The 13,054-nt window shown below is 31.2% G+C and carries 13 protein-coding genes; 11 read left to right on the top strand and 2 right to left on the bottom strand.

What is annotated here, in order from left to right; translation table 11 throughout:
* Positions 1-57: 57 nt before the first annotated feature.
* The 11 genes from CDLVIII_RS04100 to CDLVIII_RS04150 all read left to right on the top strand — a co-directional run bounded on the left by CDLVIII_RS04100 (position 58) and on the right by CDLVIII_RS04150 (position 11,128).
* Positions 58-900: a D-amino acid aminotransferase gene (locus CDLVIII_RS04100; protein ID WP_009168164.1), complete on the top strand. Its 843-nt coding sequence runs from the start codon at positions 58-60 to the stop codon at positions 898-900.
* Positions 901-911: 11 nt separating this feature from the next.
* A complete protein-coding gene (locus CDLVIII_RS04105; RefSeq protein WP_009168165.1) occupies positions 912-2,039 on the top strand; it encodes a DUF4392 domain-containing protein in 1,128 nt (375 codons plus the stop codon).
* Complete coding sequence (locus tag CDLVIII_RS04110; protein WP_009168166.1) at positions 2,039-2,827, top strand: putative hydro-lyase; 789 nt, start codon at positions 2,039-2,041, stop codon at positions 2,825-2,827. Before CDLVIII_RS04105 ends, CDLVIII_RS04110 begins: the two co-directional genes overlap by 1 nt.
* A gap of 150 nt (positions 2,828-2,977) precedes the next feature.
* Positions 2,978-3,745, top strand: a complete 768-nt coding sequence (locus CDLVIII_RS04115) for a 5-oxoprolinase subunit PxpA (protein WP_009168167.1) — start codon at positions 2,978-2,980, stop codon at positions 3,743-3,745.
* 16 nt (positions 3,746-3,761) lie between these two features.
* Positions 3,762-4,892 carry an alanine racemase gene (gene alr / locus CDLVIII_RS04120; RefSeq protein WP_009168168.1) on the top strand — a complete coding sequence of 377 codons (1,131 nt, stop codon included), beginning with the start codon at positions 3,762-3,764 and terminating at the stop codon, positions 4,890-4,892.
* Positions 4,893-4,928: 36 nt separating this feature from the next.
* Complete coding sequence (pxpB, locus tag CDLVIII_RS04125) at positions 4,929-5,642, top strand: 5-oxoprolinase subunit PxpB (RefSeq protein WP_009168169.1); 714 nt, start codon at positions 4,929-4,931, stop codon at positions 5,640-5,642.
* On the top strand, positions 5,643-6,644 hold the full coding sequence (locus CDLVIII_RS04130; RefSeq protein ID WP_009168170.1) for a biotin-dependent carboxyltransferase family protein: 1,002 nt from the start codon (positions 5,643-5,645) through the stop codon (positions 6,642-6,644).
* 281 nt (positions 6,645-6,925) lie between these two features.
* Positions 6,926-7,918 (top strand): Gfo/Idh/MocA family oxidoreductase, encoded by a 993-nt coding sequence (locus tag CDLVIII_RS04135; protein WP_242835817.1) that lies wholly within the window; start codon positions 6,926-6,928, stop codon positions 7,916-7,918.
* 33 nt (positions 7,919-7,951) lie between these two features.
* On the top strand, positions 7,952-8,890 hold the full coding sequence (locus CDLVIII_RS04140; RefSeq protein ID WP_009168172.1) for a DMT family transporter: 939 nt from the start codon (positions 7,952-7,954) through the stop codon (positions 8,888-8,890).
* Positions 8,891-9,112: 222 nt separating this feature from the next.
* Positions 9,113-9,766: a membrane protein gene (locus CDLVIII_RS04145; protein WP_009168173.1), complete on the top strand. Its 654-nt coding sequence runs from the start codon at positions 9,113-9,115 to the stop codon at positions 9,764-9,766.
* 393 nt (positions 9,767-10,159) lie between these two features.
* Positions 10,160-11,128, top strand: a complete 969-nt coding sequence (locus CDLVIII_RS04150; protein WP_009168174.1) for an AraC family transcriptional regulator — start codon at positions 10,160-10,162, stop codon at positions 11,126-11,128.
* Between the two features lie 227 nt (positions 11,129-11,355).
* Here CDLVIII_RS04150 and CDLVIII_RS04155 read toward each other — a convergent pair whose 3' ends face one another.
* Both CDLVIII_RS04155 and CDLVIII_RS04160 read right to left on the bottom strand, forming a co-directional pair.
* Positions 11,356-12,255 (bottom strand): ROK family protein, encoded by a 900-nt coding sequence (locus CDLVIII_RS04155; RefSeq protein WP_009168175.1) that lies wholly within the window; start codon positions 12,253-12,255, stop codon positions 11,356-11,358.
* Positions 12,256-12,442: 187 nt separating this feature from the next.
* On the bottom strand, positions 12,443-12,994 hold the full coding sequence (locus tag CDLVIII_RS04160; protein ID WP_009168176.1) for a PadR family transcriptional regulator: 552 nt from the start codon (positions 12,992-12,994) through the stop codon (positions 12,443-12,445).
* Between the last annotated feature and the right edge of the window lie 60 nt (positions 12,995-13,054).

Raw genomic sequence — 13,054 nt, forward strand, 5'->3', positions numbered from 1 at the left:
GACTTGTTATTTATTTTCATGTGCCTCATTTATGAATTTTGAGGAGGACGAATTATTATGGAAAATTTGGGATATTATAATGGTGAATATGGATTATTGGAAGAAATGAAGGTACCAATGCTTGATCGTGTATGCTATTTTGGTGATGGGGTTTATGATGCAACTTACAGCAGAAATCATGTGATATTTGCACTAGATGAGCATATTGATCGTTTTTATAACAGTGCTGGGCTATTAAAAATAAAGATTCCTTATACAAAAGCAGAATTAAAAGAAATTCTAATTGATATGGTAAAGAAAGTTGATTCAGGAGAACAATTTGTATACTGGCAGATCACTAGAGGAACTGGAATACGTAATCATGCATTTCCAGATACTCCTGCAAACTTGTGGATTATGTTAAAGCCGCTACAAATTAAAGATATGTCAAATAAACTTAAGTTAATTACCTTAGAAGATACTAGATTTTTACACTGCAATATTAAAACTCTAAATTTATTACCAAGCGTAATTGCAGCACAAAAAACTGAGGAAGCAGGCTGCCAGGAAGCTGTATTTCACAGGGGAGACAGAATAACTGAATGTGCTCACAGTAATGTATCAATTATAAAAGATGGTGTATTTAGAACTGCACCGACTGATAATTTAATTTTACCTGGTATTGCAAGAGCTCATATTATTAAAAAATGTAAGTTATTTAATATCCCAGTAGATGAAACAGCTTTTACTTTAAAGGATTTGATGGAAGCAGATGAAGTTATTGTTACTAGCTCAGGTCAATTCTGTATGACTGCATCTGAAATAGATGGAAAGCCAGTAGGAGGGAAGGCACCAGAGCTTGTGAAGAAATTACAGGATGCATTGTTAAATGAATTTTTAGAAGAAACAAAGGCAGAATAGGAGGGGGCTATATGAATCAGGAAGAGTTAACAATCTTTAACATGGGGGAAAACCTAGATAATTTGATGAATCTAGATCCTAGAGGATATGGAGTATGCCGTATTTTATACTCTGCCTCTAGAAAATATACAAATGAACCATTAACAACAAATGCTGCTAAAAAGCTTGTTGAAACACTAAAGGAAGGTGACCTAATTTATATAATGACTGGATTTGTATTACTTCCATCTAAAAAGGCAGAAATGGATGGGATAGTAAGTTCAGTACTTTTGGCAAGAGCTTTAGTAAAGGCTTTTAACGTAAAGCCAGTAATCATATGCCCAAAAGAAAATATGACAGCGGTAAAAAATCTGGCTTATGTAGTTGGCATGCATTTCTATGATACTATAGAAGAATTAAAGGAATATCCTATATCTATGTCTGCGGTGGATTTTACAAAAGACGTGGATAAAGCAGAAAGTCAAGCTGATGAAATAATAGCTAAGGGACTGCCTAGTGCAGTAATAAGTATTGAGTGTCCAGGAGCTAATTCAGCAGGCACTTATCATAATGCTGTGGGATTAGATGTAACTGAAATAGAAGCAAAGCAGGATATATTATTTACAAAGTTACAGGAAAAAGGAGTTCTTAACATTGCAATTGGAGACCTTGGAAATGAAATTGGCATGGGAACTATAAAGGAACATTTAGAAGAATATATTCCATATGCGGCCAAAGGAAAATGCAATTGTGAATGCAAGGGCGGTATTGCAGTGGCTACAAAAGCAGATAATATAATAACAGCTACAGTTTCAGACTGGGGATGCTATGGATTAATTGCAGCAATTGCTTATTTGAAAAAAGATTTAGAAATATTGCACACAAAAGAAATGCAGGAAGAAGCAATGATAACAGCCTCAAGAAGTGGAATGATAGATATGTATGGCTGGTTAATCCCGGCAATAGACGGATTTGGAATATCCATGAATCTTTCAATTATAAATTTAATGAGGGAATGTGTATCCTATGCTATTAAATTAGAAAAGACATGTGCTACCTGGTTTGAGAAAGTGATTGAACTTGGATATTATGAAAGGACTGTTAAAGAAAAAGGTGAAGACGAGAATTTAATAATGTTAAGTGAAAGGAGAAGTATATAATGGATTATTCAACAATGGAGCCGGCAGAAGTTAGAAAATTAATACGTGAAGGTAGAATTACAGGACCGACTTCTGGGATGTGTGCTGGATATGCACAGGCTAATTTAGTTATTTTGCCTAAAGAACTGGCTTATGATTTTCTGTTATTTACTCAAAGGAATCCAAAGTCCTGCCCAGTACTAGAAGTCAGCGATGTTGGAAGTAAAAACCTTAACTATATTGCTCATGATATAGATATAACTAAAGATATTCCTAAATATAGAGTATATGAAGATGGAATACTTACAGGCGAATATACAAATATAGATCATTTGTGGAGAGATGACTTTGTGAGTTTTTTAATAGGCTGCAGTTTCTCTTTTGAATCAGAACTTTTAGAAGCTGGTATTCCTGTAAGGCATATTGAAGAAGAATGTAATGTGCCTATGTTTAAAACAAATATAGAATGCGAACCTGCAGGAATATTTAATGGAAAAATGGTTGTAAGTATGAGACCTATACCACATGAACAAGTTGTAAAATCTGTAATGGTTACAGGAGCGATGCCTAAGGTTCATGGAACCCCTATTCATATAGGAGATCCATCTGTTATTGGAATAAAGGACGTTATGAGTCCTGATTTTGGGGACAGCGTAGAAATAAAAGAAGGTGAAATTCCAGTATTCTGGGCCTGTGGTGTTACACCTCAATCGGTAATTATGAATGTAAAGCCCAAAATAGTTATTACCCATTCTCCAGGGCATATGCTTATAACAGATATAAAAAACATTGATTTGAAATATAATTAATTTAAAACTTATGGAGGAAATCCCTATAGGATTTAAGAATAATTAAGGGAAAGCCTAAGGTCGAGGCTTTCAATTATATAACTGTTAACTGTAAATTATCCATAGAATACTCTAAAGGGAATAAACTGAATTGATAAAAGGAGGGAGTTTATGTATCAGGTAGATTTAAATTGTGATTTAGGTGAGAGCTTTGGAAATTATAAACTCGGCTTAGATGAGGAAGTAATTTCTTATATCTCCTCTGCTAATATAGCTTGTGGATTTCATGCATCAGATCCTTTAGTCATGAGTCATACAGTTGAGCTGGCAAAAAAAGCTGGAGTCAGTATTGGCGCCCATCCTGGATTTCCAGATTTAGTTGGTTTCGGAAGAAGAAATATGAATGTATCCTTAAAAGAAGCTAAAGCTATGGTGCAATATCAAATTGGTGCGTTAGATGCTTTTTGCAAAGCTCATGAAACTGAAATGTGTCATATAAAACCACATGGAGCTTTATATAATATGGCAGGAAAAGATATAGCACTTGCAGAGGCTATTTGTGAGGGAATATATGAGGTGAATCCTAAATTAATTCTGCTTGCTTTATCTGGAAGTAAAATGATAGATGCAGCGAAGAGTGTTGGATTAAAGGTAGCTTTGGAGGCTTTCGCTGATCGTGCTTATGAAGAAGATGGCTCTCTAGTTGCGAGGACTAAAGAAGGAGCTATGATTACAGACGAAGAAATAGCTATTAAAAGGGTTATTAAGATGATAAAAGAAAATAAAGTTGAAGCAATTACGGGAAAAGAAATTCCAATAAAAGTAGATTCTATATGTGTACATGGAGATGGAATCAAAGCTTTGGAATTTGTTAAGAGAATTAAAGCTAAGCTTGAAGAGGAAGATATAAAAATTGCCTCATTAAATAAAATAGTTTAACAAAGAAGGATTTTTTATGGGAGAATATCTTAGAACTTATGCCAAAATAGATTTAGATGCAATAGAGCATAATATATTGGAAGTAAAAAAGAGAATAGAAAAAGGAGTCAAGGTCCTGGCTGTAATAAAAGCGGATGGTTATGGTCATGGAGCGACGGTTTTGGGAGAGTTTCTTAAAAATCAAGTAGATTATTATGGTGTAGCCACTATAGAAGAGGCAATAGAATTACGAGATAATGGAATAGAATTACCTATTCTTATACTTGGCTATACATCTCCAAGCCAGTATATTGAATTAGTTAAAAATGATATTACTCAAACTATATATAGTTTAGAGATGGCTAAAGAAATATCAAATGCTGCAAAGCTCTGCAAAAAGGCTGCTAAAATCCATATTGCATTAGATACAGGGATGACAAGAATAGGCCTTGAGCCAAATGAAGCAGGAATTATAGAGCTTCAGAAGATTTTCTCTCTTTCTAATGTAGTGGTTGAAGGTTTGTTTACACACTTTTCCTGCGCAGATGAAACTGATAAAGCTTATAGTAAATTGCAGATGGAGAGATATGATAATTTCATTAATTTATTAGATGAAAGAAGCATAAACATTCCAATTAAGCATATCTGCAATAGTGCAGGAATTATGGAGTTTAATCATCATAGATTTGATATGGTGAGATCTGGAATAATTACTTATGGGCTATATCCATCTGAGGAAGTCAATAAAAGCGCAATTGAGCTAAAACCGGCTTTAGAATGGAAAGCTCATGTGGTAAATGTAAAAACAGTAGATGAAGGATGTGGCGTAAGTTATGGAAAAACTTATATTACAAAAGGAAAAACAAAGATAGCAACTATTTCAGTAGGATATGCAGATGGATACCCAAGAGCGCTTTCATCGAAAGGAAGAGTATTAATAAGTGGAGAGTATGCACCTATAATAGGCAGAGTCTGTATGGATCAAATGATGGTTGATGTTACACATATAGATAATGTGGAAATTGAAGATGAAGTGATATTGGTAGGTAAAGATAAGGATAAGAGCATTTCTGTAGAGGAATTAGCTTATCTTGCAGGAAGTTTCAACTATGAATTTGTTTGTGGGATATGTAAGAGGGTTAAGAGAATATATGAAAATTTTAAATAAGCAGAATAGGCAGTTATTTGAAGGGAAGATATAAGGGTGAGAGAAGATGAATTTAAAATTGAAATTGTTCAAATAAGTGAAACAGCAGCTTTAGTTGAATTTGGAAAGGTTATTAATGAAGAGATAAATAAAAGAGTAAGAACATTTTGCAATTATCTTGATAATCATCCTTTTAAAGGATTTGTGGAATATGTCCCTGCCTTTACGAGTATTTCTGTAATTTATAATCCACTAGAGTTAAATTATGAATCTCCTTATGAAGAAGTAAAAGAACTTTTGGAAGAAATGTTATGTCATGTAGATTTCTCAAAGGTTTATGAGGAAAATATTGTTAATATCCCAGTTTGCTATGGCGGGGAATTTGGACCTGATATTGAGTATGTAGCAGAAATAAATAATCTTACTGTAGAAGAGGTAATCAAAATCCATTCAGAAGGAAAATATTTAGTTTATATGGTTGGGTTTGCACCAGGCTTTCCTTATTTAGGAGGAATGTCAGAGAAAATATCAGCTCCAAGACGTGAATCTCCAAGAATAGCAATACCAGAAGGATCAGTTGGTATTGCTGGAATGCAGACAGGGGTATATCCAATAGAAACGCCTGGAGGCTGGCAGCTTATAGGCAGAACTCCTATAAAGATGTTTAAATTGGATAGGCAGCCACAAAGTATTTTAAAGGCAGGCGACATAGCTAAATTTTATCCTATATCTTATGATGAATATATGAAGCTTAAGGAGGAGGAATATTAGTTGAGTATATCAGTTTTAAGTCCAGGGCTTCTTTCAACGATTCAGGATCTAGGGAGAAGTGGATATCAAAAGTATGGTGTTATAGTCAGCGGAGCAATGGATGCTTATGCTGCTAGATTTGCAAATATAGGCGTTGGAAATGAAGAAAATGAAGGTGTCTTAGAAATTACGTTAGTTGGTCCTTCATTAAAACTTGAAAAAGAAACTTTATTTTCTATAACCGGAGGAGAGTTCCAAGCAACAATTAATGGAAAGAGAATTTCAAGAGGAAGACCAATTTATTTAAAAGAAGATAGCATATTAAAGTTTAGTTCTTGTAAGACAGGCTGCAGAGGTTATTTGGCCATTGCAGGCGGCTTTGATGTACCAAAAGTTATGGAAAGCAAAAGCACATATTTAAGAGCAGGTTTTGGAGGATATGAAGGAAGAGCTTTAAAAAAAGGAGATATCATTAATATTGGACATAAGAGTTCAAAGTCTTGTAAAATAATAAATAATCTTAAGAAAATAAAAAATGAGGATGAGTTTATAGCTTCAAACTGGTATATTAAAGATTTTATGAAATCAAATCATGAAGATATAGTAATTAGGGTTTTTGAAGACAGGCAATTCTTAAATGTTTCAGAAGAGAGTATAAATAAGTTCTTTAATTCAAAATTTAATGTTGATAATAAATCTGATAGAATGGGGTATCGTCTGTCTGGTCCTAAAGTTGAATTAAAAGAAAAGTTAGAGATGATATCAGAAGAAGTATCAGTAGGAACTATTCAAATTCCACCAGATGGAAATCCTATTATTCTTTTAGCTGATAGACAGACAGCAGGAGGTTATCCTAAGATAGCTCATGTAGCGGCTGTGGATATTGGCAAGATAGTTCAGCTAAAACCTAATGATAAAATTTCGTTTCAAAAAATTACACTAAAGGAAGCAGAAGAGTTATATTTAAAGAGAGAAAGATATATTTCTGAATTAAAAAAGTCCATAGAAATAATAACTATATAGAGAAAATTATAAATTATGATAGTTTGTGATTTTCTTTATATAGTTTTTTATTACATATAAAACTTTGAAATCTTCCAGTGGTTTGATTCTGATTAAATCTAAGCTAATGACGAATAAAGTGATAATGAATAATATATAATTAGTGCTATTTATTGATAGCATGTGGGAATAAATAATGAAAGGCTAACAGTTTCTTATTTTTAACTATAAACTGATTAAGGCTTGTTATATATCAGTATTACAATATAATATAAGTAGAGTAAAAAAGATGTAACCAAGTTATGGATAATGAAAAATTGAAGGAGGAAGTTATGGTTAAGTGGGGAATTATAGGTCTTGGAAATATAGCTGCACGTTTTGCAAAAAGCTTATCTTACTCAGATGAAGGTAGGTTATATGCTATTGCGTCTAAAACAAAAGAAAAACGTGATACATTTTATGAAAAATATAAGTGTGAAAAAATTTATGAAGATTACGATGAATTATTAAATGATGAAGAGCTGGATGCGGTCTACATTGCACTTCCTCATGGTTTGCACAAGTATTGGTCAATAAAAGCTCTAAGGCATAAGAAAGCTGTACTATGTGAAAAGCCTGTAGGATTGAATTCAAAAGAAATAGAAGAAATAAAGGAAGAGGCCATATTAAATAATACATTTTTTATGGAAGCAATGAAGACTAGATTCATACCGTTAATTCAGGACATTAAGAAGATAATAGAAAGTGGGGAAATTGGTGAAATTGCAGCTGTTGAAGCTAATTTCTGCAATCATGTTACTAATATAAAAGAAGGATCTTATTTGCTGGATAAAAATCAAGGCGGAGCATTGTTAGATGTTGGAATCTATCCATTATCATTTGTTATGGATATGACTGATTCCGAAGTTGAGAATGTCACTTCTAGTATGAAGCTTAATGAGGCAGGAGTAGATTCTTATTTTAAAGCTGTATTAACATTTAGAAATGGAACAATAGGAACTATAGAAGGTGCGATGGACAGAGATAAGGAAAGAACTGCTATAATTAAAGGAACAAAAGGTTACATAGAAGTTCCCATGTATAATAGGCCTGATAAAGCCAAGGTTTATTTAAATGAAAGTGAGTCTTATACAATTGAAAAAGAATTAGAATTTGATGATATGTATGCAGAAATTAAAGAAGTTCATAATTGCTTAAAGGCAGATAGAATACAAAGTGATTATTTATCTTTAGATGAATCAATTCGTGTTATGAAGATTATAGATGAGATAAAAGAAGCAGCAATATTAAAATAGTTTTGAACAAAAATCAGGGAGAAAAATTGAAATATGGATAATACTAAATTTTATACTAATAGAAGGAACATTGTATTTTTCGCAGCATTATGCTGCCTTTTGTGGGGAAGTGCTTACCCGGCTATAAAGATCGGATATTCATTATTTAATGTAGTAGATGTAGGAGGAAAATTAGTTTTTGCAGGGTATAGATTTACTCTTGCAGGACTATTTATATTATTATTTGAGCTTGTTAAAAATAGAAGAGGAATAAAATTCACTAAAAGTCAATTTGGACAGATAACATTACTCGGATTAACGCAAACTACTCTTCAGTACATATTTTTTTATGTTGGAATGTCCTATACTACAGGGGTAAGAGGCTCTATAATAAATGGAACAGGGACATTTGTAAGCATAATCTTAGCACATTTCCTTTATAAAAATGATAAGCTTAATTTTAACAAAATAGCAGGATGCTTGATAGGTTTTTTGGGTGTAATAATAGTTAATTTGAATGGAGAATCACTAGGTGGAAATATTACATTTCAAGGAGAAGGCTTTATATTGTTTGCAGCAATAATTTTTGCTGTTTCAGCCATATATGGTAAGAAAATAACTCAAGCACAGGAACCGTCAATAGTTACTGGATTTCAACTGTTTATAGGAGGAATTGTCCTTATAATCTTAGGATTTGCCTTAGGTGGAAGTTTAGAAGGATTTACAATAAAATCCACATCACTTTTAATATATATGGCATTATTGTCTTCAGTAGCATTTACTCTATGGACTCAACTATTAAAATATAATAAAGTTGGAATAATATCAGTATTTAATTTTTTAATACCTGTTTTTGGAACATTATTGTCAGCTATATTTTTAGGAGAAAATATATTTGATGTTAAGATATTAGCAGCTCTAATATTAGTTTGCTATGGAATATTCTTGGTTTATAGAGTAAAAAAAGAAAAGCAGTCAGAAGTTATTGTGTAAAAATTAAAAAGGGAAAACTTTTTTAAAAAATTTCATCAACAGGAAATACAGTGATATAAAAAGACATGTATACGCTTTATATTAACGCTTTATAAGTAAAAGCAAATTGAGTTTTTCACTAGATTGAGGTAAACTGACTAATAATTGAAGAAATAATCTGTAGCTGTTTTTTATGCGGAGAATTATATGGTAAAAAATAAACTACAGGAGAAAAGGGGAATTATGAAAAAATTATTTAGTCTTGTACTTAAATTACTAGTTGGCTTTTTTTTGTGCGCAAGTGGAACTGTGTTGGCCCTTAATTCAAATTTAGGACTAAGTCCTTGGGATGTATTCCATCAAGGATTGACCAATGTAACAAGTATAACTATGGGACAAGCAAGTATCATAGTTGGAGTGGTTATAGTAGTAATTGCTAGTTTGCTTGGAGTAAAGGTAGGGCTTGGAACTATAGCAAATATGATAATAATAGGATGCTTCATAGATCTTATAATGTATATGAAAATAATCCCGGTTTGTAATAATTTATTTTCAGGAATATTAATGATGATAGCTAGTTTGTTTGCATCAGCAATAGGAAGTTATCTCTATATAGGATGTGAAATGGGATGTGGGCCTAGAGATGGACTTATGATTGCATTAGTAAAACGTACAGGAAAGCCAATAAGTATAATAAGATTTTGCATAGAAATGAGTGCTTTAATCATAGGATGGGTCTTAGGGGGATTTGTTGGAATTGGAACATTAGTAACTGCATTTGGAATAGGATATTGTGTTCAACTTATTTATAAGATATCTAAATCTGATGTAAAGTTATTAAAGCATAGAACTATAAAAGAAGGATTTGAATTTTTAAGTGAGTGTATAAATAATTAGTAGTAGCAAGGCATAATTAAAAATATTTAGGCACATGAAAATATATAACAAGTCTAAAATTGCCATGGATATTTTTCATTAGGCAAGAAGACAAATTACCCTCATAGCGGGCTATTAGGTTAATTTGTCGCCGTAGGATGATGGAAAATAGGCTGGCAAATGGACTTATTATTTATTTGATTGTGCCTTATTTATGTTTATTAATATGGAGAGGATATAGCATGAGGAGATATAAGTACATGGCTATATTCTTTTTATTTATTTGGTAAATATATGAGGTTGATAAAGTAGGTATTAATTTAGGTGATTATAAGGGATAATTAACTTTTGTATATATAAGTTGTATAATATAAATATTATGTTTATTTATAATGAGATAAGGAGGCTTAGCTTATGCTGAAGGAAATTCATGATAAACTCATAGAACTTACGGATGAAGAATCAAAGATTATAAGTGGAGAGAATTCAGTAAATAAGAGTATTTATACGGATGAAGGAAAATTTATCATTGATAGTAATAAGTTATTGCCAAGTGGAGAGTTAATAAATATTAGAAAACATACACGATTTATTAACTTTCCAAGCCACAAGCATAATTACATTGAATTTAATTATATTTATCAAGGAAAGTTAACTCAAGTAATTGATAATAAAGAAATAACGTTGCAAAAGGGAGAATTGATTTTTTTAAATCAATATATAACTCATGAAATTAAGGCATCAAAGAAAGAAGATATAATAATTAATTTTATAATTAGGCCAGAATTTTTTGACTACATAATAACGCTTTTAGGTAATGAGAATATTATAAGTAAATTTCTATTGACTACATTATATACAAATTATGATGAAGGAGAATATCTATATTTTAAAGTTTCAGAAAGAAAAGATATACAGGATTTATTAGAAAGAATAATAATAGAAATATATACTTCCTCAATAATGAAAAAAGCAACAATAAAGCTCTTAGTTGGACTATTATTAGTAGAGTTAATAAAGAATTCACAGGATATAGAAGCATATTCTGTGGATAATTATGAGAAGCTGTTAATAATTCAAAGCCTTAAATACATCGATGAATTTTATGGCAAAGGAACTCTTTTAGAGTTAGCGGAAAATCTAAAGCAGCCGGATTATAAACTTAGTAAATTAATAAAAAAGCATACTAAAATGACATTTAAGGAATTACTACAGGAAAGAAAGTTAAGCAAGGCTATTGAATTAATTAAATCAACCAATTATTCCATTGCTCAAATAATGGATTTGGTGGGATATGAAAATCCAACATACTTTTATAAAATATTTAAAAGTAAATTTGGGATGACACCTAGAGATTATAAGTTAAAAACAAATGAGCAATAGATTTTTAATAAAATATTTGTATAAAAGCTACACTTAACTTTAATGAATATAAATAAAAAATGAGACTCCTAAGAAAATAATTTAAGCATATATGTTGCAATTGATTTTCTACATTTAACATTTGGATATTTACTTAGCAGATAGACATCCTAAATGTAATTTTATTATTGCAACATATATATTTTTATAGTTATAACATTGAGAGTCTTTTTTTATTTTTATGTGCATTAACTATTTGAATTGTGAATCAAAAAATTATATAAAGCACCTATAAGATTAGCATCATTTCTAAATTTGCATCTAACAACTCGTGGCTTAGGAATATGAAGCTTGAAGTGTTCATGATATTTATCTACATTCTTTTTTATATAATCGATTAAAATATCCTGACTACTTATTCCACCACCAATTGCAAATGCTTCTGGATCTAAAATGCATTGGAGATTAAATATTTGAACTGCTAATTTATAGGTGAAATCGTCTAATACTTTAATTATATCTTTATCTCCAGAATTGGCATATTCAAATATCTTATATCCATCCAATTCTTGTTCAGGTATATTTTTTATTTTCGAAGCAGAATTTATTAATCCATTAGATCCATTTATTGCTGCCCAGTAATTTTCGTCATTTTCTGGGTCATAAATGTTAGCGGTTATAAAACTGAATTCGCCTGCAAAAAAATTTTTACCTTTATAGATTTTTTTATCTTTTATAATTCCGCCGCCTACACCCGTTCCGAGGACTATAACAACACCATCATTAAAGTCTTTCAAGCTACCCTTCCAAGCTTCTGCTAATGCTGCACATTTTCCGTCATTTTCTATTGTTATTTTAGTAGGACATCTTTCTTCTAGTATTTTAACAATCTCTTTTTCATTATTATATTTTAAAAATCCGCCAGTGTAAGCATAACCTCTTTCACTATCTAAAATTCCAGGCATACTTATTGGCATCCCAACTATTTCGCTTTTGTACTTATCATATATTTTGCCAATTACATCTATGAAACTTTCAATGTTGTCAACAGGTGTTGGCTTCTTACCCTTTTCAATAAAATTTAAATCTTCGGTCATAAGTGCATATTTAATAGCACTACCGCCAATATCCAAAACTAAATATTTCATTTTTGCACCCCTTGATTATATAATGGTTAAGTTAGTTCGCATGAAAAGATACTGTTTATATGATTATAATAGCTCACTTGGAAAATACTTTCAATAATTGTATTTATCTGATAATTTTAATTAGAATATACAAAGGAAGCACCAGTTTTAGTTATTATAGAAAAAAAGTAAGAACAACATAATGTTCCTACTTTTTTTGAATTATTTTTTGGATACAATCATTAAGCCAATCTATATAACTTTTTTCTCTCATAATAGCACCATTCAAAATAATATAATCTCCAAAATTTGGAGAAGAGACTTTGGAAACATCCTTGTTTTTTAGAAGTTCTTCCATAGAACTTTCTAGATATTCTAATCTTTCAGAATGTTTATTAAGTGTACTTTCAAACTGCTTTAATAGAGTAGCATTATCCATTTCATCGCAGAAATAAGCCTTAAGCCTAAATATATCTTTAGGAGTTGGCTCTAAAGGTTCATCCTTTACAAGCCATTTTTGCAGACTTTTTTTCCCTTTTTCAGTTATCGTATATAATTTTTTCTCTAATTTTTCACCTTGTATAACTGTCTCGTATGATATAAGCTCCTCATCTGTTAGTTTTTTTAGTTCAGGATAGATTTGACTATGCTTGGCATACCAAAATTCTACTAAGCCTTCATTAAAGGCTTTGGTTATATCGTATCCTGTTAAAGGATTTCTATTAACAAGCCCTAAAATTGCATATTTTAAAGTTCTCATATATCTTTAGCACCTCGCTAGTTTTTAAGGTTATTTTATCATGATTATATATAAATTAAA

The organism is Clostridium sp. DL-VIII (genome assembly GCF_000230835.1).
GTDB lineage: Bacteria > Bacillota > Clostridia > Clostridiales > Clostridiaceae > Clostridium.

Excerpts from the sequence above, each read along its gene's own strand:
- alr (WP_009168168.1), top strand. The coding sequence starts at position 3,762 with ATGGGAGAATATCTTAGAACTTATGCCAAAATAGATTTAGATGCAATA.
- CDLVIII_RS04100 (WP_009168164.1), top strand. The coding sequence starts at position 58 with ATGGAAAATTTGGGATATTATAATGGTGAATATGGATTATTGGAAGAA.
- CDLVIII_RS04150 (WP_009168174.1), top strand. The coding sequence starts at position 10,160 with ATGCTGAAGGAAATTCATGATAAACTCATAGAACTTACGGATGAAGAA.
- CDLVIII_RS04160 (WP_009168176.1), bottom strand. The coding sequence starts at position 12,994 with ATGAGAACTTTAAAATATGCAATTTTAGGGCTTGTTAATAGAAATCCT.
- CDLVIII_RS04155 (WP_009168175.1), bottom strand. The coding sequence starts at position 12,255 with ATGAAATATTTAGTTTTGGATATTGGCGGTAGTGCTATTAAATATGCA.
- CDLVIII_RS04105 (WP_009168165.1), top strand. The coding sequence starts at position 912 with ATGAATCAGGAAGAGTTAACAATCTTTAACATGGGGGAAAACCTAGAT.
- CDLVIII_RS04145 (WP_009168173.1), top strand. The coding sequence starts at position 9,113 with ATGAAAAAATTATTTAGTCTTGTACTTAAATTACTAGTTGGCTTTTTT.
- CDLVIII_RS04135 (WP_242835817.1), top strand. The coding sequence starts at position 6,926 with ATGGATAATGAAAAATTGAAGGAGGAAGTTATGGTTAAGTGGGGAATT.
- CDLVIII_RS04140 (WP_009168172.1), top strand. The coding sequence starts at position 7,952 with ATGGATAATACTAAATTTTATACTAATAGAAGGAACATTGTATTTTTC.
- CDLVIII_RS04115 (WP_009168167.1), top strand. The coding sequence starts at position 2,978 with ATGTATCAGGTAGATTTAAATTGTGATTTAGGTGAGAGCTTTGGAAAT.
- CDLVIII_RS04110 (WP_009168166.1), top strand. The coding sequence starts at position 2,039 with ATGGATTATTCAACAATGGAGCCGGCAGAAGTTAGAAAATTAATACGT.